20 protein-coding genes and 1 pseudogene are annotated in these 24,470 nt (G+C 71.3%); 9 read left to right on the top strand and 12 right to left on the bottom strand.

Translation table 11 applies throughout. The features are described 5' to 3' along the window. Positions 1–117 precede the first annotated feature (117 nt). The gene (locus IH54_RS0116500; RefSeq protein WP_031517442.1) at positions 118–1,848 is read left to right on the top strand and encodes an FAD-binding protein; all 1,731 of its coding nucleotides are present in this window, start codon (positions 118–120) and stop codon (positions 1,846–1,848) included. Positions 1,849–1,966: 118 nt separating this feature from the next. On the opposite strand, the gene IH54_RS0116495 is transcribed toward IH54_RS0116500, so the two are convergent. Both IH54_RS0116495 and IH54_RS0116490 read right to left on the bottom strand, forming a co-directional pair. Next, positions 1,967–2,836 carry a helix-turn-helix transcriptional regulator gene (locus IH54_RS0116495; RefSeq protein ID WP_031517440.1) on the bottom strand — a complete coding sequence of 290 codons (870 nt, stop codon included), beginning with the start codon at positions 2,834–2,836 and terminating at the stop codon, positions 1,967–1,969. Positions 2,837–2,926: 90 nt separating this feature from the next. After that, positions 2,927–4,393, bottom strand: a complete 1,467-nt coding sequence (locus tag IH54_RS0116490; RefSeq protein ID WP_031517439.1) for an aldehyde dehydrogenase family protein — start codon at positions 4,391–4,393, stop codon at positions 2,927–2,929. Between the two features lie 127 nt (positions 4,394–4,520). Here IH54_RS0116490 and IH54_RS0116485 point away from each other — a divergent pair, with 127 nt between their 5' ends. Next, a complete protein-coding gene (locus IH54_RS0116485; protein ID WP_031517438.1) occupies positions 4,521–7,262 on the top strand; it encodes a helix-turn-helix transcriptional regulator in 2,742 nt (913 codons plus the stop codon). Between the two features lie 52 nt (positions 7,263–7,314). Here IH54_RS0116485 and IH54_RS0116480 read toward each other — a convergent pair whose 3' ends face one another. Then, positions 7,315–8,385: a ferritin-like domain-containing protein gene (locus tag IH54_RS0116480; RefSeq protein WP_031517436.1), complete on the bottom strand. Its 1,071-nt coding sequence runs from the start codon at positions 8,383–8,385 to the stop codon at positions 7,315–7,317. A 318-nt stretch (positions 8,386–8,703) separates the two neighbouring features. Between IH54_RS0116480 and IH54_RS0116475 the strand changes: the two genes are divergently transcribed. Then, positions 8,704–9,600: an RNA polymerase sigma-70 factor gene (locus IH54_RS0116475; RefSeq protein WP_031517435.1), complete on the top strand. Its 897-nt coding sequence runs from the start codon at positions 8,704–8,706 to the stop codon at positions 9,598–9,600. 177 nt (positions 9,601–9,777) lie between these two features. Further along, on the top strand, positions 9,778–10,524 hold the full coding sequence (locus IH54_RS0116470; RefSeq protein ID WP_031517433.1) for an SDR family oxidoreductase: 747 nt from the start codon (positions 9,778–9,780) through the stop codon (positions 10,522–10,524). A gap of 597 nt (positions 10,525–11,121) precedes the next feature. Here IH54_RS0116470 and IH54_RS0116460 read toward each other — a convergent pair. Then, a complete protein-coding gene (locus IH54_RS0116460; RefSeq protein ID WP_234343558.1) occupies positions 11,122–11,469 on the bottom strand; it encodes a hypothetical protein in 348 nt (115 codons plus the stop codon). A 315-nt stretch (positions 11,470–11,784) separates the two neighbouring features. On the opposite strand from IH54_RS0116460, the gene IH54_RS0116455 reads away from it, so the two are divergent. Then, positions 11,785–12,264, top strand: a complete 480-nt coding sequence (locus tag IH54_RS0116455; protein WP_031517429.1) for a cupin domain-containing protein — start codon at positions 11,785–11,787, stop codon at positions 12,262–12,264. Between the two features lie 210 nt (positions 12,265–12,474). On the opposite strand, the gene IH54_RS47700 is transcribed toward IH54_RS0116455, so the two are convergent. From IH54_RS47700 to IH54_RS0116435, 5 genes and pseudogenes are all read right to left on the bottom strand, one after another. Next, positions 12,475–12,597, bottom strand: coding sequence for a hypothetical protein (locus tag IH54_RS47700; RefSeq protein WP_267965195.1), 123 nt, complete (start codon positions 12,595–12,597; stop codon positions 12,475–12,477). Further along, positions 12,574–12,870: pseudogene (fdxA, locus tag IH54_RS48105) on the bottom strand (ferredoxin); the annotation flags it as partial. The gene IH54_RS47700 and the pseudogene fdxA, both read right to left, overlap by 24 nt. Before the next feature lie 448 nt (positions 12,871–13,318). Then, positions 13,319–14,164 carry an alpha/beta fold hydrolase gene (locus tag IH54_RS0116445; protein WP_031517426.1) on the bottom strand — a complete coding sequence of 282 codons (846 nt, stop codon included), beginning with the start codon at positions 14,162–14,164 and terminating at the stop codon, positions 13,319–13,321. A 25-nt stretch (positions 14,165–14,189) separates the two neighbouring features. Further along, positions 14,190–15,146: an alpha/beta hydrolase gene (locus IH54_RS0116440; protein WP_031517424.1), complete on the bottom strand. Its 957-nt coding sequence runs from the start codon at positions 15,144–15,146 to the stop codon at positions 14,190–14,192. Positions 15,147–15,305: 159 nt separating this feature from the next. Then, positions 15,306–16,775: a cytochrome b gene (locus IH54_RS0116435; RefSeq protein ID WP_031517422.1), complete on the bottom strand. Its 1,470-nt coding sequence runs from the start codon at positions 16,773–16,775 to the stop codon at positions 15,306–15,308. A 258-nt stretch (positions 16,776–17,033) separates the two neighbouring features. On the opposite strand from IH54_RS0116435, the gene IH54_RS45580 reads away from it, so the two are divergent. Together IH54_RS45580 and IH54_RS0116425 are read left to right on the top strand one after the other, a co-directional pair. Continuing rightward, entirely contained in the window at positions 17,034–17,198 is a 165-nt protein-coding gene (locus tag IH54_RS45580) for a hypothetical protein (RefSeq protein WP_159011879.1), read from the top strand. Positions 17,199–17,275: 77 nt separating this feature from the next. Beyond that, the gene (locus tag IH54_RS0116425; RefSeq protein WP_031517419.1) at positions 17,276–17,782 is read left to right on the top strand and encodes a hypothetical protein; all 507 of its coding nucleotides are present in this window, start codon (positions 17,276–17,278) and stop codon (positions 17,780–17,782) included. A 64-nt stretch (positions 17,783–17,846) separates the two neighbouring features. On the opposite strand, the gene IH54_RS0116420 is transcribed toward IH54_RS0116425, so the two are convergent. Then, a complete protein-coding gene (locus tag IH54_RS0116420) occupies positions 17,847–19,196 on the bottom strand; it encodes an NAD(P)/FAD-dependent oxidoreductase (RefSeq protein ID WP_031517416.1) in 1,350 nt (449 codons plus the stop codon). 325 nt (positions 19,197–19,521) lie between these two features. Between IH54_RS0116420 and IH54_RS0116415 the strand changes: the two genes are divergently transcribed. Next, positions 19,522–19,989, top strand: coding sequence for an OsmC family protein (locus IH54_RS0116415; RefSeq protein WP_078862266.1), 468 nt, complete (start codon positions 19,522–19,524; stop codon positions 19,987–19,989). Here the strand turns inward: IH54_RS0116415 and IH54_RS0116410 are convergent. Both IH54_RS0116410 and IH54_RS0116405 read right to left on the bottom strand, forming a co-directional pair. Continuing rightward, positions 19,979–22,750: an ATP-binding protein gene (locus IH54_RS0116410; RefSeq protein ID WP_031517413.1), complete on the bottom strand. Its 2,772-nt coding sequence runs from the start codon at positions 22,748–22,750 to the stop codon at positions 19,979–19,981. The two genes, IH54_RS0116415 and IH54_RS0116410, sit on opposite strands and share 11 nt — an antisense overlap. A 175-nt stretch (positions 22,751–22,925) precedes the next feature. Continuing rightward, entirely contained in the window at positions 22,926–23,714 is a 789-nt protein-coding gene (locus tag IH54_RS0116405) for a DUF427 domain-containing protein (RefSeq protein ID WP_031517412.1), read from the bottom strand. 193 nt (positions 23,715–23,907) lie between these two features. Here IH54_RS0116405 and IH54_RS0116400 point away from each other — a divergent pair, with 193 nt between their 5' ends. Then, positions 23,908–24,378 (top strand): carboxymuconolactone decarboxylase family protein, encoded by a 471-nt coding sequence (locus tag IH54_RS0116400; RefSeq protein WP_031517410.1) that lies wholly within the window; start codon positions 23,908–23,910, stop codon positions 24,376–24,378. The last annotated feature ends 92 nt before the right edge of the window (positions 24,379–24,470 follow it).

Below are 24,470 nucleotides of genomic sequence, written 5' to 3'. Positions count from 1 at the left end.
GTGTCCAGATGTTGTGACGCACTCCACGCCGGGAAGCGCTCCGGGGTTGTCACAAACGAGCCCCCTGTCCGGTCGAGTACTGCCTACGTCAAGCGTCCGCCGTCACAGGAGGTCCCGTTGTCTTCGCTCGGACACCAACTCGCCACGTCCGTACTCGTGGTGGGGGCTGGTAGGGAAGGCCTCCGGGCGGCCATCGAAGTCGCCGAGGCCGGTGTCGCGGTCCTCGCGGTGGTCAAGCGCACGGCGGGGAACCTGCGCACGATCACGGCGCGAGGAGGGTTCGGGCGTGCGCCCGCCACCAGCAGCCGGGGGGACACGTGGGAACGGCATGCGGCCGACACGCTGCGCGAGGGAAGCCTGCTGGCCGACCCGCGCACCGCGCAGGTCGTGGCCCAGTACGCGGGGCACGGCTTCCACGACGTGGGGCGCCACAGCACGGGCCTCGACCACCAGGGTCACGGCGGGTCCGTCCGGCACCGGTCGGCCGACCTCACGTACCGACTCGGCGCGTTCGACGGCGAATACACCGGCGTGGAGGTGCACCGAGCCCTCCGCGAACGTGCGCGGCAACTCGCGATTCCCGTCCTGTCCAGCGTGTACGTCACCCAGCTGCTGGTCGACGACCGGACCGTGTTCGGCGCCTACGGATTCGACCTCGTCGACGGGTCCCACTACGTGGTGCACGCCGACTCGGTGATCCTCGCGACCGGCGGGCACACGCGCATCTGGCAGCGCACGTCCTCGGGGCGCCACGAGAACACCGGTGACGCCTTCCGCCTCGCCGTCGAGGCCGGTGCCCGGCTGCGGAACCCCGAGCTGGTGCAGTTCCACCCTTTGGGGCTGATCGGGCCGGAGAACGCGGCCGGCGTGCTCGTCAGCGAGGCGGTCCGCAGCGAGGGCGGGGTCCTGCTCAACAACCGTGGTGAGCGCTTCATGGCACGCTACGACGCCGATCGGATGGAGCTCGGTAGCCGGGACAGCGTCGCGCTGGCGTCCTCCACGGAGATCAAGGAGGGCCGCGGCACCCAGAACGGCGGCGTGTGGCTCGACGTGTCCCACCTGCCGCGTGAGACGGTGCTGACCCGACTGCCGCGGGTGCACCAGACCCTGTGGGAACTGCAGATGCTCGACATCGCCCAGGACCCGATCGAGGTCGCGCCGACCGCGCAGTACTCGCTGGGCGGGGTCTGGGTCCGGCCCGAGGACCACAGCACCGATGTCAACGGGCTCTACGTGATCGGGGAGGCGGCCAGTGGACTGCACGGCGCGGGCCGGTTGGAGGAGAACTCCCTGATCGAACTGCTCGTCTACGGCCGCATCGCCGGCCGGGCCGCGGCGGAGTACTCGGCCGGGCTCACCTCCCTGCACCGGTCGCAGGCAGCGGTTCGCGCCGCGGAGGCGGACGTGAACCGGCTGCTGGCCGGCGACGGCGATCAGGACGTCCGCGCCCTGCTCCGGTCGGTGCGCCGTCTGATGACCGAGCACGCCGGTGCCGTGCGGGACGAGGCCGGGCTCACGGCCGGACTCGATCGGCTCGACGAGATCGAGGGCCGAATGTGGTACGCGGGAGTGCACATCGACATCGGCGGTTTCCAGGAACTCGCGTACGCCTGCGACCTCAGGTCCACCGTTCTCGCCGCTCGCGCGACACTCGAGTGTGCGCTGGAGCGCCGGGAGACACGGGGCTGTCACCACCGGTCCGACCACCCCGACGCCGACCCGGACCTGCAGGTCAATCTGGTGTGGTCCCCGGTGACCGGGGTGCGCCGCGAGCCTGTGCCGCCCATCCCCACCGACATCGCCGAGTTGATGCAGGACGTCGCAGCCGACGCCGGGTGGCCGGAATGAGCACCTGCCGGCCCAGCCCCGGCTGCCGCGCCGGGCAGTTCAAAGAGCCGCTCCGAGAGCACCGAGTCGCTGATGCCTTCCACCGCGCGCCGCAGGGCCTGATCCCGGCGGTGCCCGCCTACGACGTCGGCGCCCCTTCGCCCGGGACGGGCGTTTCCTCCGCGACCGGCAGGAGGGACAGCAGCCTCAGGCTGGTGTGGCTCTCGGTGCCCGGTGTCGCGGTGTAGACCACGAGCCGCTGGGAGTGGTCGGGGTCGACCAGGGTCTGGCAGTGCAGTTCGAGCGTCCCGATCTGCGGGTGCCGGAAGCGTTTGGCGACGCAGGATGGCCCGAGGACCGGGCGCTCGCGCCAGATGCCGGCGAACTCGGGGCTGTCCCTGGTCAGCGTGTCCACGAGTGCGGCGGCACGGGGGTCGCCGCCGCCGCGCACGGAGGCGCTGTGGAGGTCCGCCACCATCAGCCGGCTCAGCTCGGCATGGTCGCTCTCGGGATGGACCAGGCGGGAGGCCGGGTCGGTGAACCAGCGGTAGTGGGCGCTGCGTGCGAGTCCGGTGTAGGCGGTCTGGTCACCCAGCAGCGCCCTCGCCGGACGCGTCAGCCTCAGGGTCTCGCCCAGGTGGTTCATCACCTGGGCGGGGGTGTCCTCGAGGCGGTCCAGGATGCGCATCATCCCTGGATCGATGTGGTCGCCGCGCCACACGCGGTGCGGCAGGGCGTGACCGGCGAGCTGGAAGAGGAGGTCGCGTTCCTCCATGGACAGGTGCAGTCCGCGGGCCATGGCGGCGAGCATCTGTTCCGAGGGGCGGGGGCCGCGCGGCTGCTCCAGCCGGCTGTAGTAGTCCACCGACATGTCGCAGAGTGCCGCGACCTCCTCGCGGCGTAGCCCGCCGGTACGCCGGCGACGGCCGCGGGGCAGCCCGACGTCCTCCGGCTGGAGGGCCTCGCGGCGCGCCCGCAGGAAGGCTGCCAATGCCGCCCGGTCCGCCATGGTCGTCCTTCCTCACGGATCACACCGTCGCCGTGTGAACAGTGCAAAGAAGGCGCTGATTCCCCGGAACAGTGTGCCGTGCTGCCTGTGTCAGCGGGTGATGGCCTTGGTCTCGAGGAACTCCTCGAGACCGGCACGGCCCATCTCCCGTCCGTTGCCGGACTGCTTGTACCCGCCGAACGGGGCCTGGAAGTTGTGCTGTCCGCCATTGACGTCGACCTGGCCGACGCGCAGGCGCCGGGCGATCGCCATGGCGTGCTCCTCGTCACCGGTCACCGCGGCGTTCAGCCCGTAGATCGTCCCGTTGGCGATCTCAACGGCGTGCTCGTCGTCCACGTACGGGATGACAACGAGGACGGGGCCGAAGATCTCCTCCTGGGCAATGACCGACTCCGGGTCGACGTCGGAGAAGATCGTGGGCCTGACGTAGGCGCCGGTCTCGAAGCCCTCCGGCCGGCCGGGGCCGCCGACCACGAGCGTGGCGCCGTCGGCGATGCCACGCCGGATGTAGTCGTCGACGCGCCGGCGCTGGGTCTCCGAGGCGAGCGGGCCGATCCGCGTGCCCTCGTCGGCCGGATCACCGACGACGTATTCCTCGGCCGCTGCCCTGAGCTTGTCGACCACGGTCTCCTGGAGACTCTCGGGCACGAGCATCCGCACGTATGCCCCGCAGGCCTGACCGCCGTTGGCCCAGGCGAACGACAGTCCACGGGTGACGGCGGAGTCGAGGTCGGCCTCGGGGAGGATGATGTGGGCCGCCTTGCCGCCCAGTTCGAGGGCGACCCGCTTGACGGTGGCAGAGGCAGCGACGGAGACGCTCCGGCCGGCGCGCGTGGACCCGGTGAACGAGATCATGTCGATCTTCGGGTGGCGGGCGAGGGCCTCACCGACCACCAGACCGGTGCCCTGCACGACGTTGAACACACCGTCCGGGAGACCCGCCTCGGTGGCGATCTCCGCGAACGCCCGGGCGCTGAGAGGAGAGAGCTCAGAGGGTTTGAGGACGACGCTGTTGCCCGCCAGCATCGCGGGGACGACCTTGGTCACCAGCTGCTGGAGCGGGAAGTTCCACGGGGTGATGGCCCCCACCACGCCTATGGGCTCGCGGACGACGAGCGAGTTCTCGACCTCGGCCGTCCATGTGAACTGCTCGGCCGCGGCGATCGCGGCCAGGGTCGAGGCGACCGGGAAACCCACCTGCGCCTGCCGGGAGAAGGCGATCGGGGCGCCCATCTCCGCGGTGATGGTGGCCGCCAGTTCCTCGCTGTGCTGCTGCAGGCCCTCGGCCAGGCGTCGCATGACGTCCGCACGGTGCTGCGGGGACGTCGACGCCCATCCGGGGAGGGCGGCGAGCGCGGCGTCCACCGCCATGTCCACGTCTTCGGCCGTGCCCTCGTGCACGGTGGCGATGACCGATGCGTCGGCGGGGTTCACCACGTCGATGAGCGGCCCGGACCCGCGGACGGCGCGGCCGCCGATCCAGTGGGACGGAGCCGGGAAGGGAAACTGCGAGTGTGCGTTCATGCCGCCAAGAGAACATCGCCGGGCATCGGGCATCCATGCCCTCCCGTGCCCATGATCCGCGTCACCCGCGGGGCGTCCCTGGCCGCTGGTCCGCACCCGCCCGCTACCGGCGCAGACACTGCTCGCGCTGTTGTTATGCTCCCCGCGTGCAGGGTGCAGCGTGAGTGGGGACGGTCCGGAGCGGCTGCGTGGCCGGCGCCGCGAGTGCCGGACGCTCGAAGGGCTGGTCTCGGACGTCGAGAACGGACGCAGCGCCGTACTGGTCCTGCGCGGCGATGCCGGAATCGGGAAGTCCGCTCTGCTGGATCACCTCGCGGCGCACGCCGCGGAGCACCGCGTCGCGCGCGGGGCGGGCGCCGAGTCGGAGATGGAGCTCCCGTTCGCAGGACTGCACCAGCTGTGCGCCCCGTTCCTCGATCGCGCCGGCTCCCTGCCGCCTCCGCAGGCGGAAGCGCTGTCCACGGCGTTCGGGGTGAGCACCGGTCCGCCTCCCGACAGGTTCCTGGTCGGTCTGGCCGTACTCGGACTACTGACCGACGTGGCTGCGGAGCAGCCGCTGTTCTGCCTCGTGGACGACGCGCAGTGGCTCGACCGGGTGTCCGCCCAGACGCTGGCCTTCGTGGCGCGCCGGATGCTCGCCGAACCGCTGGCGCTGGTGTTCGCCTCCCGCGAGCAGCGGGGACGCGACGATTTCTCCGGTCTGCCCGAGCTGACGCTCGACGGCCTCGGCGACACCGACGCCCGCGCGCTGCTGGACGCGGCGGCGGACGGCCCGATGGACGAGCGGATCCGCGAACGCATCCTCGCCGAAGCACACGGCAACCCCCTCGCGCTGCTGGAACTCCCGCACGGCCAGGTCGGTCCGGAACCGGCCGGCGGGCTCGGCCTGCCCGGTCCCGGACCGGTGACCGGCCGAATCGAGCGCAACTACCTCGCGCGGGTCCGCTCGCTGCCGTCGGCCACGCAGCGACTGCTGCTGGTGGCCGCCGCCGAGCCGGTCGGTGACGCGACGCTGCTCAGGCGTGCCGCCGGGCGGCTGGACATCGGCCAGGACGCGGCCGGCCCGGCGGTGAGGGCGGGGTTGCTCGACATCGGGCCCCTGGTGCGCTTCCGGCATCCGCTCCTGCGCTCGGCGATCTACCGGTCGGCCGGGCTCGTGGAGTTGCGGGAGGTCCACGGTGTCCTGGCGAAGGTGACCGACCCCGTCCTCGACCCCGACCGCCGCGCCTGGCACCTGGCGCGGGCGACGGTGCTGCCGGACGAGGCGATCGCCGCCGAACTGGAGTCGTCGGCCGAGCGGGCGATGGCGCGCGGCGGCACCGCCGCGGCGGCCGCCTTCCTCGCGCACGCGGCCGTGCTGACGCCCGACCCGCGGCGCAAGGCGACTCGTGCGCTCGCCGCGGCGCAGGCGAAACTCCGCGCCGGTGCGCCCACCGCGGCCCGCGACCTGCTGGCGCTGGCGCAGAGCGGAATCCTGGACGACCTCGGCCGGGCACGCGTGGACCTCGTCCACGCCCGGATCGCCCTCGCCTCCAGCCGCGTCGACGAGGCGCTCCCCTTGCTGCTGGCCACCGCGCGGCGCCTGGTGCCCCTCGATGTCGGCCTGGCCCGGGAGACCTTCCTGGACGGCCTGTCGGCCGCCATGTTCGCCGGGCGCCTCGCCTCCGGCGCGAGCGTACGCGAGGTGGCGGAGGCAGCGCAGAAGACGTCGCCGTCCGTCACGACGCCGCAGGGCAATGCCGATCTGCTCCTGGACGCCTTGGCCACCCGGTTCACCGGCGGGTACCGCGACGCGGCCGCCGTCTCGCGCGACGCGCTCCACGCGTTCCGCCGGGAGACCGACCCGGACGAGGTCCTGCGCTGGTCGTGGCTGGCCTCCGCGCTGACGGCCGAGATGTGGGACTACGAGGGCTGGACGGAGTTGGCGGCCCGCCATGTGCGGACCGCCCGCGCCGTCGGCGCGCTGACCGAGTTGCCGCTCGCGCTCAACTCGCTCGTCGTCGTCCACACGTGCGCCGGTGAACTGGACGCCGCGGCACTGCTCATAGCGGAGATCGACCGGCTCCAGGAGGCGGTCGGCAGCAGCTTCGCGCCGTACGGCACGATGACGCTCGCCGCCTGGCAGGGGCGCGGAGGCGAAGCCGCTCAGCTGATCGAGGCCAGCACGGAGGACGCCCTGAAGCGCGGCGAGGGCATCGGCGTGGCCATCGCGCTTCGGGCCCGGGCCGTGCTGCACAACGGTCTGGGCAGGTACGAGGAGGCGTTCGACGCGGCACGTCTGGCGAGCGCGCATCCGCAGGACCTGGTCGCGGCTCACTGGGGCCTGGTCGAACTGGTGGAGGCCGGTGTGCGCAGCAGCCGGCTCGACGCGGCCGAGGCCGCGCTGGTCCGGCTGACCGAGACCACGGATGCCGCCGCCACGGACTGGGCGTTGGGCCTCCAGGCGCGCTGCCGGGCGCTGCTCGGCCAGGGGAGCGCGGCCGAGGAACTGTACCGGGACGCGATCGAACGGCTGGGCCGTACCCGGGTCGCGATGGAGACGGCCCGGGCGCATCTGCTGTACGGGGAGTGGTTGCGGCGGGAGGGCCGTCGCGCCGACGCCCGGGAGCAGCTGCGCCACGCGCACGCACTGTTCACACGGTTCGGTGCGCGCGCGTTCGCCGACCGCGCGGTCCGCGAGCTGCGGGCCACCGGCGAGACGGTGGCCCGGCGCGACGGTGCCACCACGGCGACGCTCACCGCCCAGGAGACCCAGATCGCGCATCTGGCCCGCGAGGGGCTCACCAATTCCGAGATCGGCGCCCAGTTGTTCCTCAGCCCGCACACCGTGGAATGGCATCTTCGGAAGGTGTACGCCAAGCTCGGCATCACCTCCCGGCGGCTCCTGCGCACGGCCCTGTGACCTTCCGCGCGCACGGGACCCGCCACGGGACCCGCAGGTCACCGGGGGGCGGTCACCCGCGCTGCTCCGGTTCGACGTACTCGAAGGTCGGGCCGGCCGTCGTCCCGTCGTCGTCCGGCATGGCCATCAGGGCCTGGGCCTGCGACTTCAGCGCGTACATCGTGCCGGTTGCGGCCGCGAGGTTCTGCGGGCTGCCGTTGAACGCCTGCTCCAACACCTGGAGGAGGCCGCAGTAGGTGCGGTTGAACTCCTCCTGGGCGGACCGGATGGCGCTGCCCACCGGGTGATCGGCCACCAGGGGGTTGGGGCGCATCGGGCTGACGCCGGCCGGGTCGAGCGTGACGGGGTCCCCGGTGGGGCCGGACTGCGGTGTGTCACCGCGCACGTAGCGCCGGCCCAGCTTGAGTTCCTGGAACCGGTAGTAGTGGGAGACCTCGTCGCGCTCGGGGTGGAAGATGTCCCGGTCGCCGTCCCACACTTCGCCCCGCGCCGTGCCCTCGCCCTGTTCGACGATCTCCTCCAGCGCCGCCAGGGCCGAGCCGAGGTCGGTGACCGGAGCCAGCTGCCCGCCGGTGTGACGGAAGGGACCGCCGGAGACCTGGCGGGCCGGGTCGCCGCTGAAGACCGCCGCCTCGCCGAGTTCGGTGCACAGGTGGCGCAGCCCCTCCTCTACGGCGTCGTAGAACTGGCCGATCGTCTCGTAGCCGTCGCCCTCGGCCGGTGCGGCGGGCGGGGCCGGCCGCTCCAGCCGCAGGAACATCTCCAGTGCCTCGGGGCCGAACGGGAGGAGGGACAGGCGCAGGGAGCGGTCGCCGTGGGGCAGGGTGCGGGGATGCTGCTGCAGCAACTCCGGCGTGTCCAGGCGCGGTCGGCCGCCGACGGCGTTGAGGAGGTTCGCCGCCAGGGCAAGGTGGATCATCTCCTCCACGAAGACGCCCCCGAGTGCCTCCACGGCGTCGGGGTTCCGCTGCGGATCGAGCGAGTAGAGCGCGCAGAGGTAGGGCGGCAGGGTGGCGTGTTCGAGTTCCAAGGCCCACTGCAGGTGCTCGCGGAGGCTTTCGAGCGTCGCTATCGGTGCCATCGAGGGTGCCTCGGCGGCTTCGAGTCGTTCCTGGTGATTCACGAGTGTTCTCACTTCGGTTGTCGTCGGGGACCGGCCGGTTGCCGGGTGGAGCCAGAAGGCCCTTCCATCCGCGTCACTCACAGATGACCGGGCACACGGTGGTTCCGTGACAGTGACGGTGCGAGCTCTTCCTCACGACCGCCGTCCGGCGCCGATCAGCCGACCGTCCGGTGTCACAACATTGACACCGACGCAGTCGTGGAGGGCGCGTGCCTGACGCCGGCGGCGATCGATTCCGGGACGGTCGTCCGGCTCGCGGCGTCCCCCGGGAGCCGCCGGCGCGGCTTGTAGCATGTGGTCCGAGACTGGAGGACATGCATGCACGCCGGTGACGACCTGGGTTCCCTCGACCGGGCGACGAGGGAGTTCGTCGCGGCGCGTCCCCGGCTCTTCGGTATCGCCTACCGCGTGCTCGGCAGCGCGGTGGAAGCCGAGGACGTCGTCCAGGACACGTGGTTGCGCTGGCAGGGCACCGATCGCGCCGGGATCAACGAGCCGGCTGCGTTCCTCGCCACGGTCACCACCCGGCTCGCGATCAACGTGGCCCAGTCCGCCAGGGTGCGACGCGAGTCGTACACCGGCCCCTGGCTTCCCGAGCCCGTGGACACGGGGGCGGATCCCCAGTTGGGCGCGGAGCGGGCGGAGGCACTCGATCTGGCGGTCCTCTTCCTTCTGGAGAAGCTGAAGCCGGTGGAACGCGCCGCCTACGTGCTGCGGGAAGCCTTCGACTACCCGTACCGCCGCATCGCGGAGATCCTGGAGACCAGCGAGCCCAACACGCGGCAGCTGGTGACACGTGCCCGCAGGCATCTGGCCGCGGAGCGCCGGGGACCGGTCAGCCGCACCGAGCACCGGCGCATGCTCGAGGCGTTCCTCGCCGCTGCGCAGACCGGCGACCTGTCGGTGCTGGAGGAGCTCCTCACCGAGGACGTCGTGAGCTACTCCGACGGTGGTGGAATGCGCGGGGCGTCGAAGATCCCCGTCGTCGGCCTGTCGCACGTCTCCGCCTACCTTGCCGCCTTCGCCCCGTACTTCTGGCCCGATTCGGACGTCCGCTGGGTCGAGGCCAACGGCATGCCCGCCGTCCTCGTCTCGGAGGCCGGCGAGGCGAAGGCGCTGCTCTGCGCCGACGTGTCCGCGCGTGGCATCGAACGCATCATGTGGGTCATGAACCCGGCGAAACTGGCCCCTTACGTGGCGTCGCTGGACGCCTGAGGAGTAACCCGGCGGTCACGGCACGACCGGGACACCGCGCTCACCGACGGGACAGCCGGGACAGCCGCACCGCAGCCGCATGTTGTGACAACATCCGGGGCGGGCTGTCACGGATGCGCGGCCTGATCGGTCTCTTGTGGTGCAGACGCAACGAGAACCATCCGAAGGGAATCCGTGATGAAGGTCGTAGTGATCGGTGGGACCGGGCTCATCGGCTCGAAGGTGATCGCCAGGCTGGGCGAGCACGGGCACGAAGCGGTCGCGGCCGCGCCCAAAACCGGTGTCGACACCCTGACCGGCGAGGGCCTGGCCGAGGTGCTGCAGGGCGCGTCCGTGGTGATCGACGTGTCCAACTCGCCCTCGTTCGAGGACCAGGCCGTCATGGACTTCTTCCGCACCTCCACGACGAACCTCCTCAAGGCGGAGACCGAGGCCGGTGTGACGCACCACGTCGCCCTCTCCGTGGTCGGGACCGAACGCCTCCAGGAGAGCGGGTACTTCCGCGCCAAGCAGGTCCAGGAGACGCTGATCAAGGAATCCGGCATCCCGTACTCGATCGTCCACGCCACGCAGTTCTTCGAGTTCATGAAGGGCATCGCCGCGGAGGCGACCGACGGCGACACCGTTCGCCTGGCCCCTGTCAAGATCCAGCCGGTCGTCTCCGACGACGTGGCCGCCACCGTGGGCCGTACCGCCGTCGGCGCGCCACTCAACGGCCTGGTGGAGATCGCCGGCCCCGACGTCTTCCGGCTCGATGAGCTGATCCGCAAGGGGCTCGCAGCCAGGAACGACCCCCGTACGGTCGTCACGGACGAGCACGCCCGGTACTTCGATGCCGAGTTGCAGGAGACCACGCTCCTGCCGGGCCCGAACGCCCGCATCGGTAAGGTCACGTTCGCCGACTGGCTCGCCCAGCAGCAGTGAACGCGCCCTGAAGGTGGCCCCGTCCGAAGGCGGGGCCACCTTCGGCGTTCCCGGTGCGTACACGGAGGAACTGCCGTTCCACGGTGGTGAGTTCGCCCTGGCACCGTCCTCGGGCCGTTCCGCGGGCGAACCCGATGCCCACACTGTCATGACAAGCTCCACAGTGTCTTACACCTTCCCGATCACGAGCGCACCCTCTGGGAAGTGTGAACCTAATTTCCGTACCGGCGCCGCTCCCCTTCCCCGCCCCGGATCCCGCGGCCCCCTTGTCCACCGGTACCCACACGCTCCCCGTACGGCACGGATCCTCACTCGTCGAGCAGCGTTCCCGCGTCGCCGGCTCGGGGCATCCCACGGGGGGCTTCGTCGCCCAGCGGTACGCCCTCGACCATTTCGACCAGGTCGGCTCACCGGTCCTCTACGACACCTCGCCGGTGACCGGCGAGCACGCGGGTCCTGCGCGAGTCCGGCGCGCCGTTGGCGGCCGCGGCACCCGCCGTCGACGTTCGGGCGGAACCGTCCGGCCTCGCCCTGCCCACCCTGGTCGTCGTCGGCGAGGACACCGTGTGAGCCTGCGAGCCGACCGGCTCGGCCGGTTCACCCGCGGGCGGTGAGGATCACGTACACGGCCGTTGCCGCGGTGAGCAGGATCGCCGCGGACAGTGCGCCTCGCAGCCAGTGCCCGAAACGGCGGCGATACCGCTCTTCCGCCGCGCTGACCCTGTCGGCGATGTGCCTGGTCACCATGCCGGCGACGTAGATCTGTTCCTCGATGTACCAGACCTCGATGTCGGCTTTCTGTTCCGGGGAGAGCTCCCGCATCCGCGCCGTGAAACCGAGTACCCGTTGCCGTGCCGCTCGCAGATGTGCCTGCCGGTACAGGAAGCTCTCGATGTCGGTCAGGCCTCGGGCGGCCTCCTGAGAAATGTCCATGGTGTGCTCCATAGGAAGACGGGAAACGGAACCCGGCCGCGGGGCTGCCGGATCAGGGCTCGGCGCCGGGCTGCACACATCAAGGGACCGGAGAGCGGGCCTTCTTGTGACACGTGGCCCTGGCAGGCGGCAGGGGTGCCGGCGGGCGGATCCGACGGGCAGGCGTCCCGTCGTGTCACAGGCCGTGGGCCGGCCTGGTCAATAGTGTGTAACGCACCAGGCACCGGATGCCGGGCGACTGCCGCCCCTCCTCCCCCGCGGTCCCGTGCCCGCAGGAACCCCGCGCCCCGTCCCGGGGGCGTCCCCGACCGAAAGACGGTGATCACCGTGTCGTACCCGGATCAGGTCTACTACGGCGAGAACGGCGAGATCAGTGCCGGTTTCCGCCCCGCGAGCACGCCGCCGGACCTGGGCGTGCCCGGCAACGGCACCCACTACCTGGCCACAACCGACGTCACCCGCGGCGAGTTCGGCCTCTACAGGGTCCAGATGGGCCCGCGGGCCGGTGGCCCCAGGACCCACTTCCACCGCACCATCTCGGAGTCGTTCTACATCCTCGGCGGCACTGTCCGGGTCTACGACGGCGAGCGGTGGACGGATGCCCAGGAGGGCGACTTCCTGCATGTGCCGCAGGGCGGCCTGCACGCCTTCCGCAACGACTCCGACGCGCCCGCCGACATGCTGCTGCTGTTCACGCCCGGGGCGCCCCGCGAGGAGTACTTCGAGCAGGTCTCGCAGCTGGCGAACGCCTCGGAGGAGGAACGCACCCGCTTCTTCGACAAGCACGACTCCTATTTCGTCGAGTGACGCCGCGGGCCGGCCCGGCCGGCCCCTTCCCGGGCAGGAAAGACCCGTCGGGGAGTCGTCGGCGCGGGGGTGGCCTGGTGACCGAGCCGCACGAGCGGGTCGGCCCGGCCGAGCACCGGCGGCTGCTGGAGGTCTCCCGCGCCGCCGCCCGCGAGGGCGGCGCCGGGCTCGGCGGGTCCTACCCGCCGGGCCCGGCCGCGGACTGCTCGGTCAGGACTCCGGGGCGCCCAGGGCGGCCGGGAACCACAGATCGACGACGTCCGCCTCTTCCCTGGAGGCGGTGAAGGCGGCGATCCCCTTCCTGTGCGCGTGCTGCGGCGGCAGCCCGGCCACCACCGGATGGTCGCCGGGCGCGGCGCCTGCAACGGCCGGTCGCCCGAAGAACTCGGCGTTGACGGCCAGATAGTGTGTCCAGTGCTACGGAAGTTCGGCCTCGGGGAAAATCGCGTCGACCGGGCACACCGGTTCGCACGCGTGGCAGTCGACGCATTCCGCGGGGTCGATGTAGAGGGTCCGCTCGCCCTCGTGGATGCAGTCCACAGGGCACTCCATCAGGCACGCCTTGTCCTTGACGTCGACGCAGGGCTGCGCGATGACGTACGTCATTGTTCCTCTCCTTCTCCTCCCCCGCGGCGCCGCGCGGGCGGCCGGTGCGATGGGACCAGCCGTCCCTTTGACCAGGTGGCCCACGACGTTGTGACAGCGGGCCGTCCGCTGTCACAGAGGCCGCGGTCACACGGTCTGTTCAGGTGACCGCCGCAGCATGGCAGTTCCCTCGTCCGGCCAAGGAGATGAGGCTCCCACAGGCTGCTCCTGGCCACCGGGCCCTCCCAGCGCCGCCCGGACGTTCCCGGCGCGGACGTCGACGACACCCGGCTCGACGATCCCGCGGTGCCCCTCGACGGCATCCCGTCCTGACGGCACCTCGCCGGCAAGGCACACTGTTCATTGCCACTGAACACCACCATTCGGCGCAGCCCGGCTTCCCCGAGGCCTGCCGGCAGGTGAAGGGGCGGGGCGCCGGTGAGCACCCCGCCCCTTCGGCAGTTCCCGGTCAGCCGGCGGTTCCCGCCGCCGCCTGCTCGATGATCTCGGCGACGTCACCCGGGTGGGAGACGCTCGCCGCGTGCGAGGAGCGGACCTCCACGGTGTGGGCGTGGGCGCGCTCGGCCATGAAGCGCTGGACCTGCGGCGGGATGTTGCGGTCCTGTGCGGCCACCAGGGCCCACGACGGGATGGTCTTCCAGGCGGGCTCACCGGCACCGTCGTGCAGGGCGGCGTTGGTGACCGGGCGCTGGGAGACAGCCATCAGATCGGTCACGTCCCGGGGTACGTCGGCGGCGAACTGGTCGTGGAACTTGGCCGGGTCGATGGTCAGATCGACGTCCTTCGCGCCGTCGGGCAGGGTGATCGGAACCGCGTTCAGGGTGTCCCCGAGCGTGCTGCCGGGGAACTTCGCCGACAGGTCGAACGCGCTCTCGCCCTTGTCGGGCAGGAAAGCGGCAACGTAGACGAGCGCCGTGACGTTGGCGGAGCCGGTGGCGGCGTCGCTGATGACCGAGCCGCCGTAGGAGTGCCCGACGAGTACGACGGGCCCCTCGACACCGGCGACGATCGCCTTGACGTAGGCGGCGTCACCGGCCAGCCCGCGCAGCGGGTTCGCCGCGGCCACGACGGGGTAGCCGTCGCGCTTCAGCCGCCTGACGACGCCGTCCCAGCTGCCGGAGTCGGCGAACGCGCCGTGCACCAGGACCACGGTCGGCTTGCGGGCGGGCGACCCGTGCCCCTTGCCCGCACTCGCGGGCGCGACGGACACGGCGAGGAGGGCGAGGGCGGCGCCCGCCGTCGCCATGACGGTGAGCGGGGTGCGGACGTGCCGCAGGAGCGGGGGTCTGTTCATGGCAGGGCCTCTCGTTGGGGATTGCTCAGCCGGCGTGCAGGACGGTGCGCAGGGTGCCGGCGGCCTGGCGGATCGCCCAGGTGGCGGCGGCCGTCGACCGGACGGGGTCGAGCATCATGAAGTCGTGCAGCGTGCCGTTGTAGCGGACGCTGGTGGTGGGCACGCCGGCCTGGGTGAGCTTGCGGGCGTAGGCCTCGCCCTCGTCGCGCAGGACGTCGTTCTCGTCGACGATGACGAGCGCGGGCGGCAGGCCCTGCAACTCCTCGATCGTGGCCCGCAGCGGCGAGGCGGTGATCTGCGCGCGCTCGGCGGGGTCGGTGGTGTAGCAGTCCCAGTACCAGGCCATGGCCTTCGCGGTGAGGTGCGGGCCGTCGGCGAACTGCCGGTAGCTCGCGGTGTCCTGGGCCGCATCGGTGACCGGGTAGTACAGCGACTGGTGGACGAAGCGCACGTCGCCGCGCTGCTTCGCCATCAGGGTCAGCGCCGCGGCCATGTTGCCGCCCACGGAGTCGCCGGCGACGGCGAGACGGGAGACGTCGAGGAGGCCCTTGGCGCCGTTCGCGGTGATCCACTGGGCGGCCGCGTAGGCCTGCTCGATGGCGACCGGGTAACGGGCCTCCGGCGCGCGGTCGTACTCGACGAAGAGCACGGCGGCCTGTGCTCCGACGGCCAGTTCGCGCACCAGGCGGTCGTGGGTGCCCGCGTTGCCGAGCACCCAGCCGCCGCCGTGGACGTACAGCACCGCCGGCAGCGGGCCCTCGACGCCGAGGGGCTTGACGACGCGCACCCGTACCTCGCCGGACGTCGCGGGCACCGGCACGGTGAGCCACTTGTCCTGCACCTCGGGCTTGTCGACGGGCCCGGACTGGATGTCGTCGAGGAGCTTGCGGGCGCCCTCCGGGCCGAGGTCGTAGGTGAAGGGCGGGGTGGCGGCGGCCACCGCGAACTCGTGTGCGGCGGGATCGAGTACGGGCTTGTCCATGAGGTTCCTCCTGGGATGCGAGGGGTCGAGTGACCCTCACCTTTTATGACCGGATATCCGGCAAAAGAGTGACAAAGAGATCCGGTTGATTTCCTGTGGCGGGGAGCGGGTGCCTGCAGGGCGGGCCGCGCGCCGGGGACGGACCACCCGGCGCGAGGATCACGGCAGCGGCCTGGGCGGCTGGTGGGCGGTGAGGACGTCCAGCCGCCGCTGGTCGAGCCGCTCGTGCAGTTCGCGGTAACCGCCGTTGGGGAGGCGCACGATGACGCCGGTCTCCCGTCCGTGCAGCACCATGTCGCGGTCGCGTTGCTGGAGTCCCAGGGCCAGCCGCTTCGTCACGGTGTACACCACGGGCGGCACGGTGAACAGGCCGATGCGGACGACCCATGTCACCGCGTTGACGGAGACGCCGAAGCGAGTGGCGATCAGGTCGTTGGCCCCGGCGACGAGCGTCAAAAGGTACATGCTCAGCCACGCGGTGCCCAGCGCGGTGCGCACCGGGCGGTTGCGCGGCCTGTCCAGCAGATGGTGCTCACGACGGTCCCCGGTGAAGCGGGCCTCGATGAAGGGGTAGGCGCCGAGAGCGAGGAAGAGGCTCACGCCGGCCAGCAGCGGCACCAGTGTGTCGAGGACGAGCGTGTGCCCCCACAAGGTGACCTCCCAGCCGGGCATCACGCGCAGCAGCCCGTCGAGCGCGCCCATGTACCAGTCGGGCTGCGATCCCGCCGACACCTGGTCGGGGCGGTAAGGGCCGTACTCCCAGACGGGGTTGATCTGCGCGACCGCCCCCATGGTGAAGATCACCCCGGCGACCAGGAAGAAGTAGCCCGCCGACTTCACCGCGTACACCCGCAACGGCAGGCCCACGACGTTGCGTTCGGTCCGTCCGGGACCGGCCCACTGGGTGTGCCGGTGCCGCAGGCGCAGCGCCAGGTGAGCGGCGACGAGCGCGGTCAGCACGGCGGGGAGCACCAGGATGTGGAGGACGGCGAACCGGGCCTCCAGCGCGTGGCCGGGGAACTCACCGCCGAAGAGGAACGACGAGAGGTACGTGCCGACGACCGGGACGGCCAGCAGGGTTCCGTTGACGACCGCGAGACCGGTGCCGGACAGCAGGTCGCCGGGCAGGTCGTAACCCGTCAGGCCCTCGACCATGCCGACGACCAGCAGCAGGAAGCCGAGCACCCAGTTCAGCTCCCGCGGCTTGCGGAAGGCCCCGGTGAAGAAGACCCGCATCAGATGCGCGATGACGGCGGCGAGGAAGATCAGCGCCGCCCAGTGGTGCGCCTGGCGCATCAGCAGGCCGCCGCGGACCTCGAACGATATGTGCATGGTCGAGTCGAACGCGTCCGACACCGTCTGCCCGTTCAGCGGCCCGTAACTGCCGTGGTAGACCTTCGGTTCCGCCGAGGGGTGGAAGAAGAAGGACAGGTAGACGCCGGTGACGACGAGGACGACGAAGCTGTACAGGGCGGTCTCCCACAGCATGAAGGACCAGTGGTCGGGGAAGGCCCTGCGCAGCGCGCGCTTCGACCGCCCATCCGTTCCCATGCGGGTCGCCGCCCACTGGGCGAACCGCTGTCCTGCGGGTTCCTGTCGCGATGTGGTCGGCTGACTCTTGTCGCCCATTCCCTCACTCATTCCTGGATCGCTCTCGGCGCGTCGTGGCCGAACGGGGCACACAAGGAAGACCGGATGGGGCCAAATGATGTGACAATTAGTGATCCGTCACACAGTGGTGCTCGCGCGCCCGCTCTTCGCGCGTCCGGCGGCACACGGCCGCGCGGAAAGTGACTGTCACGCCCTTCGCGGCTGCCTGGTCAGTCTGGTAGCAGCGGTCCTGCCGCAGCCCGACGACCCGATCGACCGACCCCAGGAAAGGGCCGCATGCCCCTTCACCCCGACCAGCGTTTCGATCCCGCCACCGGTGTCGTGCTGGCAGCCGAGGCCGCACTGCTCGAAGCCCGCCTGCGGATGCTCCGCGAGGCGCTCGGCAGCGTCGACGCGCGCATCGCCGCGGTCACCGAGGCACTCCGCCGGCTGGACCGCTAGGGCGGGGCTCCCCCACACCGGCAGGCCGTTGCATTTCGATACAACGGTGGCAACAATGGTGCCGTCGAGAGGAACACATGGTCTCTGCAGCCCGCCCGGCATCCAACGCGGCACATCGCATCGAGGTCACAGCAGAAGGCCTCCAGGAGGAACTGGCCCGTCTGGAGATCCAGAAGCAGGCCCTGGAGCGGGAGTTGTCCGCCGTCGTGGCCCATCTCGGCTCCGTCCAGCGCGTACTGGGCACGCTCCAGAGCGTGCTGCCCTCCCAGACCGCTGCGCCTGCTCCTTCGCCCGCACCCGCCGCCCCACCTGCTCCCCCACCAGCCGGGGAGCCGTCCCCGGCAGCGGCGGACAGCGCCCCGGCCGAGGACGACGAGCACAAGACGTACGGCAGGCTCACCGAGCAGATCCTGGAATTCTTCGCCGGGACGGGCGGTGCCGACGTCCGCGCACGGGACGTGGCCGCGGCGCTCGGCCGTGACTCCGACAACGGGAGTATCAACGCGGTACGGAGCACCCTGGACCGGCTCGTCGGCACCTCCCGCATCCATCGCAGCGGGCGCGGGCTCTACCGCGCCGGGTAGCCCCGCATCGCATGATCGCGCTGTGCCGACCACACCGTGTGATCCCCGCCTGCGGGCGACCTGTTCACGGAGTGGGAGCATCCGCGGACCGCTCTGCGTGGCGGGGCTTCCCGTGGGTGACGAAGGCTTCGCGCGGCCGCTGTACCGAGGCGAGCGAGACGATGTCACGCCCGTAGAGGGCGGCGGTGCACCACACGGCGAACACCCGGGCCTTCCGTTCCCACGTCGGGATGGCGAGCACGTGGTAGCCGCGGTGCATGAGCCAGGCCGGGAAGCCCTTGATCACCAGGCGGTGGTACTGGAAGATGCCGCGACCGAGGCCCAGCGTGGCCACCACGCCCAGGCTGTGGTGGACGTAGTTCTTCGTGGGCCTGCCCCGGAGCGAGGCCCGGATGTTCCTGGCCATGAGCTTGCCCTGCCGCACCGCGTGCTGCGCGTTGGGCACGGTGAGCGCGCCGGGCCGGCCCGCCGCGAGGTCCGGCACGGCCGCGTCGTCGCCGGCGGCCCACACGTCCGGCACCGGCTGGGTGGGGGTGCCCACGCGCAGGTCCGGCCGGACGACGAGCAGCCCGCGTTCGTCGACCGGGAGGTCGGTGTGGTTGTGCACGACAGGGTTGGAGGCATTGCCCGCGGCCCACACGATGAGGCCCGAGTCGAACTCCTCACCGGTCGACAGCACGACGTGGCCCTTCTCCGCGGAGAGCAGTTGGGTGTTCAGGTGCACGACCCCACCGCGCCTCTCCAGGGAGCGGACGACCCACTCACCGGGCCGGTCACCCACTTCGGGCAGGATCCGCCCCCGCGCCTCGACCAGGTGGAAGCGCAGCTCGTCCGCGTCGATCTCCGGGTAGTGCCCCACCAGCGCGGTCGCGAGGGCGAGGAGTTCGCCGAACCCCTCGACGCCGGAGAAGCCGCCGCCGACGAAGGTCACGGTGAGGAGCTTCTCCCGCTCTGGCCCCCGCGGCAGCCCCGCGGCGCGGTCGAACGACGTCAGCAGCCGGTCGCGGATGGCGACGGCCTCCTCGACGTGCTTGAGGCCGAACGCCTCCTCGCTCAGCCCCGGGATGGGGAAGGTGCGGGTGACCGCGCCGGCGGTGATCACGAGGATGTCGTAGTGCAGCACGAGGTCCGGACCGCTGTCCGGCTGGACGGTGACGCTGCGGTCGCTGTGGCGGATCTCGGTCACCGCGCCCGCGACGAGCCGGGTGCGGTGCAGATGCCGCCGCTGCGACACCGCGGCGTGCCGGGCCTCGACCGATCCTGCCAGCACCTCGGGCAGGAACGGCTGGTAGGTCATGTACGGGCGCGGGTCGACGACGGTGACACGCGCCTCGCCCCGGCGCAGCTTCTTCTCAAGGCCCCACGCGGTGTAGAAGCCCGCGTAACCGCCGCCGACTATCAGGATCTCACGCACAGTGTCCTCTGTTCTCTCGGTCTCAACAGTGAAGACCGGCCAGCAACAACCGTTGTGACACTCTTCGCTGGATGCACCACCGGAGGGGCGCTCTCCTGAAGGGCCGCCGAGACGTCGTTCCCCAGGACGTGCTCCACAAGCGCCAGGTCACCGGTCTGTGCGGCGGCGGTCCGTGCCCTCCCGGAGGACGAATGCGGCGCGCTGCCGGGTGGCGTCGCCCTCACCCGGTCCGGACTGTCACAGGCGTGTGCACCGCCCGGTCTCTGCAGAAGAGGTGCGAGCTGCACCGAGCTCCCCCGTACACCGGCCGAGAGGACGTCGTCCCATGACCACGCGCATCGTTTCCGTCGCCGAAGGCAGCGGGCTCACCCGAGCCATCGCGATCGGCACCCACAGGCTGACGGCGGACGAACCCGTACCCATCGGCGCCGATGCCGGTCCCACCCCGGGAGAGCTGCTGCTGGCGGCGCTCGGGTCGTGCACTTCCATGGCCGTTCGGTCCCTGGCGGACCGGCGCCAGTGGCCACTGGAGCGGGTCGACGTGGCCGTGCGGTTCGGGGACCTCGGAACCATCGTCAAGAACGTCGGTCTGATCGGCGAGCTGGAGCCGACTCAGCGGGAGCAGTTGCTGGCAGCAGCGGGACGCTGTCCGGTCCACCGCCTCCTGGCCAGGGAGGTCACCGTCGTCACCGTTCCCGCGCTGCTGGTGGAACCGGACGGGGCCTTCACCTGGTCGTCGGAGGGCGGCCCCGCGGTCACCGGGCCCGCCGGAGCCGCGCGTATCAGGACGTGATCGCCATGCCTTCGAGTTGCATCGACCCGATCTCCTTGCGGGAGGAGATCCCCAGCTTCGCGAAGACCTTGCGCAGGTGCCATTCGACCGTGTGGGGGCTGAGGAACAGCCGGGCGCCGATCTCCGGGTTCGTATACCCCTCCTGGGCGAGTCGTGCGATCTCGACTTCCTTCGCGGTGAGGACGACCGGCGTCGCCGAGGCGGGTTTGCGCATCTTCACCCCTGCGGCCTGCAGCTCCCGGCGCGCGCGCTCCGCGAATGCCTCGGCCCCGGCTTCGCCGAGCATCTCGTATGCGTCGCTCAGTTGGCTCCGGGCTTCCGCCCGTCGCCGTTTCAGGCGGAGCCACTCGCCGTAGCGAAGCCTGGCCCTGGCGCTGTCCATACGGGTGTCCGCCGTGTCGAGTCGCTCGATGGCCTCCTGGTGCAGGGCGTCGGCGGTCTGCCCCTCACTCACCAGGGCACGGGCGGCGGCGGAGACACCGAGCGCCCAGGCGGTTCCGCTGACACGGGTCATTTCCTCGATCGTCCGCACGGCCTCGGCGGCGCGCGTGGTGAGTCCCAACCGTACGGCCGCTTCGACGAGTTCCACACGGGACTGCAGGGACAGTCCGAGTTCCTGCGGATTCTCACATCCACGTTCGGCGGAGGCGTAGGCCTCCTCGTACCGTCCGAGGCCGTTGTAGAGGACCGCCGCCGCCCACTGGGTGGCCGTCGTCACCTTGCCCTCGTCCTGCAGCCGGCGGTCCTGCGTGACCGTTTCGATCGCCTCGCGGGTCGTGGACTCCCGTCCCCTGAAGGGCTCCACGACGAGTGCTCCGTAGTGGGCGAAGAAGCTGCTGCCCGTGGCTTCACCGATCGCGTTCGCCTCCACGGCGAGGGAGGAGGCGCCGCGGAGGTCGCCGGCGAACACCCGGTTGGACAGGCGCAGAAGGAGCGCGGAGGGCAGCACGGCGAGTGCTCCGTTGCTGCGGGCGAGGTCGACCAGTCGCTCCGAGAGCTCGGACCAGGCGGCGAAGTCCCAGGTGCTGTGGGCCATGCGGCACACGAGGGGGAGCCAGCCCAGGCCGTCCTCCCGCGAGAGGCTTTCCGTCCGGAACGCGGCCACGGCCTCGAGGACGACCGGCGCGCCCACGGAGTACCCCTCGGTGATCGCCCGCGCGATGCCGGTCAGCAGGAGACCCTCGCGGCTCGCGGTGTCGACGTGGCCCGGCGTGCTCAGCACCGCCTCGGCGACGTCGCGGACGCCGCCCGTGGTCAGCCGGCCCGCGGTCAGGGCCGCGTAGGTCGCGTCCCGGTAGGTCTGAGCGGCGAGTTCGGAGTCGTACGGCTGCAGCCGCTGGGCCGCCGCGAGCAGCAGGGGCAGTCCGGCGCCGGCGCTCTTGGCCGCGGACATGATCTGTCCGCGGAGCAGGATCGCCTGTCCGGCGCCGACCTCGTCGAGGTGGCTCAGTTCCGCCGCGTCGACCAGTTCCCGTGCGGCGTCGAAGGCGCCCGCCTGGTACTTGGCCCGCGCCGCTGCCAGGGCCCTGGCTCCGCGGCGTGCGGGATCCGGAGTGAGTTCGGTGGCTCGATGCAGGAAGGCGGCCGCCGCCGCGATCCCGCCGCGCGCCTGCGCCCGCCCGGCGGATCCCTCCAGTTCGGCGGCCACGGCCTCGTCCGGTCCCACCGCCGCGCTCGCCAGGTGCCACACGCGGCGTTCGGGATGAAGGCCGGCGTCGATCGAGTGGGCGAGAGCTCGGTGCACGCGCCGCTGTTCATCGAAGTCGACGGAGCGGTACACCGCGGAGCGCACCAGCGGGTGACGGAAGCGCACCCAGGCGCCCAACGTCATCAGGCCGGACGCCTCGGCGTGGGTCACGGCGGTGTCCACGGAGATCCCCATGCGCTCGGCGGCGTGCCGCAGCAGGGCCACGTCACCGATCGGCTCGATGGCGGCGATGAGCAGCAGTTGCTGCGCCTCGGGCGGAAGGGACTGGATCCGGCGGAGGAAGCCCGTCTCGATCTGGCTGGACAGCGGCCGGGTCCCGGGTCCGCCGAATCCGCCCGCCATCTCGACGGCGGTCAGGCCTCGCGGCAGCTCCAGCAGCGCCAGCGGATTGCCACGCGTCTCGGCGACGATGCGGTCCCGTACGCGCCGGTCGAGCGGGCCGGCGACGACCGAGTCGAGGAGCCTGCGCGATTCGCGCTCGTTCAGTCCACGGACCGCAAGCTCCGGAAGGTCGGCGAGGATCTCGCGGGAGCCGGACTCGCGGACGGCCAGCACGAGCAGAACGGATTCCGCCAGCAGCCGGCGAGCGACGAATTCGAGTGTCTGGACCGACACCCGGTCCAGCCACTGCGCGTCGTCGACGACGCAGAGCAACGGCTGGTCGCCGACCGCCCCGGCGAGCAGGCTCAGGGTGGCCAGGCTCACCAGGAACCGGTCCGGCGCGTCACCGGCCTGCATGCCGAACGCCGTGCGCAGCGCGTTCCGCTGCGGCGCGGGAAGATCGTCGAGGTGGGACAGCAGCGGAGCGCAGAGCTGGTGCAGCCCGGCGTAGGAGAGCTCCATCTCGGACTGCACACCGGCGGCCCTGACGACGCGGCATCCGGTGGCCCTGACGAGCAGATGGTTCAGCAGCTCGGTCTTCCCGATGCCCGCCTCACCGCGCACCACGAGAACCCCGCTGCGCCCGGCCCTCGCCTGGGCGAGGAGGTCGTCGAGAACCCGGCACTCGTCCCGCCGCCCGATGAGCTCGGTCCGCGCTCCGTCCCTCGCCATGGCAGCCTCCCGGCCGTCACGATACCCCGGCGTTCGACGTCCGCCGCGCCTGTCTCGAATTCGCGGGTGCCCGGCTGCCGTGCCTGCGCGGGAGCACCCATGGGGGCCCGCGCCTTGCGTGCGGCCCGCCGCCTGACGGCGGTCAGGGGCAGGCCGCCGCCCCTGAACAGAGCTCCTAGTCAGAGGTCGCTTGGGCGGGACGGGTGGGCTTCGGCAGCAGGAAGCCGTCGACGTACAGGTCGACGTGCTCGTTGTAGAACGCGGTCAGCCCGGCGATGCGGTTGGCGGGGATGGTGGGGAAGTCGTAAGTCCAGGCGATGTCCCGGTGGGACGCGGTGCCGCCGTCGAACGACCAGTAGCTGCTCGTCGTCCCCTTGTACGGGCATCGGGTCACCGTGTCCGAGCGTCGCAGCCGGGACCAGTCGACGTTCATACGGTCGAGGTAGTAGCGCGTCGGCAGGCCGGTCTCGAACAGCTTGACGCATGTCGTGGCCTCCGCCAGCACGACGCCGTCCACCTCGACGCGGACGCTGCTGCTGGAACGCAGCGCGTCCACGCGGGAGTACGGACTCCGGGGATGGACGAACACCGCCTCGTCCTCCTCGAACCAGGAGTCCAGCGCCTCCCATTCGAAGCGCACGGTGCCACGCAGCGGTCCCGGGGCGCCCTCCCCCCAGACCCACGCGGCCCCCTCGCGGACCTCCGGACCGACCTGCAGGGTGTGACGGTGCGCCGGCCCGGCGCCGAGGTGCTCCGTGTGCTGGTTGTCGTGGAGCACACCGTCCACCAGGTCCTCGACCGGGATGCTGAACTGGGGATAGGCCTGCCATTCCCACACGTACAGCGCGCGACGCGTGTCGAAGGCGACACGGCCACCGATCATTCCCCGGACGCGGCGGGGAACGGGCTCGACGTGCCCGATCGGGACGATGAGACTCGGGTGCAGGACGCTTTCGGTTGCCATGGTGATCACCTTGTGTTTGCCGGTGGTGCGCTCGCCGCGCCCGCGGCGGCCCCCGGAAGGGCGGCGCGAACACAGCTTGTCGTCACGCGGTGTCCGATGGGAAGAGTGGACCGGCCACCAAGGTTGTCACACATCCCAAGGGTTCCCGGTCAGTGAGAGGTAACTGTTCGTTCGGCACATGAGGAGATCCACCGTGGACGCGCGTATCAACTATTTTGGCAACGCTGTTGCCGGCAAGGTCATGAAGCACCTGAACTCGGCCGGCGCGGCGGTGCGCGGAGTCCTTCCGGTGGCCACCCAGGAGTTGGTGAAGATCCGTGCCAGCCAGATCAACGGCTGCGGTTTCTGCACCGACATGCACACCAAGGACGCGGCCGCCGAGGGTGAGGAACAGCAGCGCCTGAACCTGGTGGCCGTGTGGCGCGAGGCCACGGTGTTCACCGATGCCGAGCGGGCGGCGCTGGAGCTGACGGAGCAGGGCACGCGCATCGCCGACGGTGCGGGCGGCGTGTCGGACGAGGCGTGGGCGAACGCCGCGAAGCACTACGACGAGGACCAGCTCGCCGCGCTGATCTCGCTGATCGCCGTCATCAACGCCTACAACCGCATCAACGTCATCAACCGGCAGCCCGCCGGCGGATACCGACCCGGCATGTTCGGCTGAGCCGGCCGCTACGGCCAGGCCGTTCGCGGCCTGGCCGTTCCTGGTCACCTTCGATCCCCGCCGTCCGGCGCTGCTGGAGCGGGTCTTCCGGC

The organism is Streptomyces sp. NRRL F-5123 (assembly GCF_000721495.1).
Classification (GTDB): Bacteria; Actinomycetota; Actinomycetes; order Streptomycetales; family Streptomycetaceae; genus Actinacidiphila.
The sequence above is the reverse complement of the archived record's forward strand: the minus strand, read 5'-3'. Positions and strand labels throughout refer to the sequence as shown.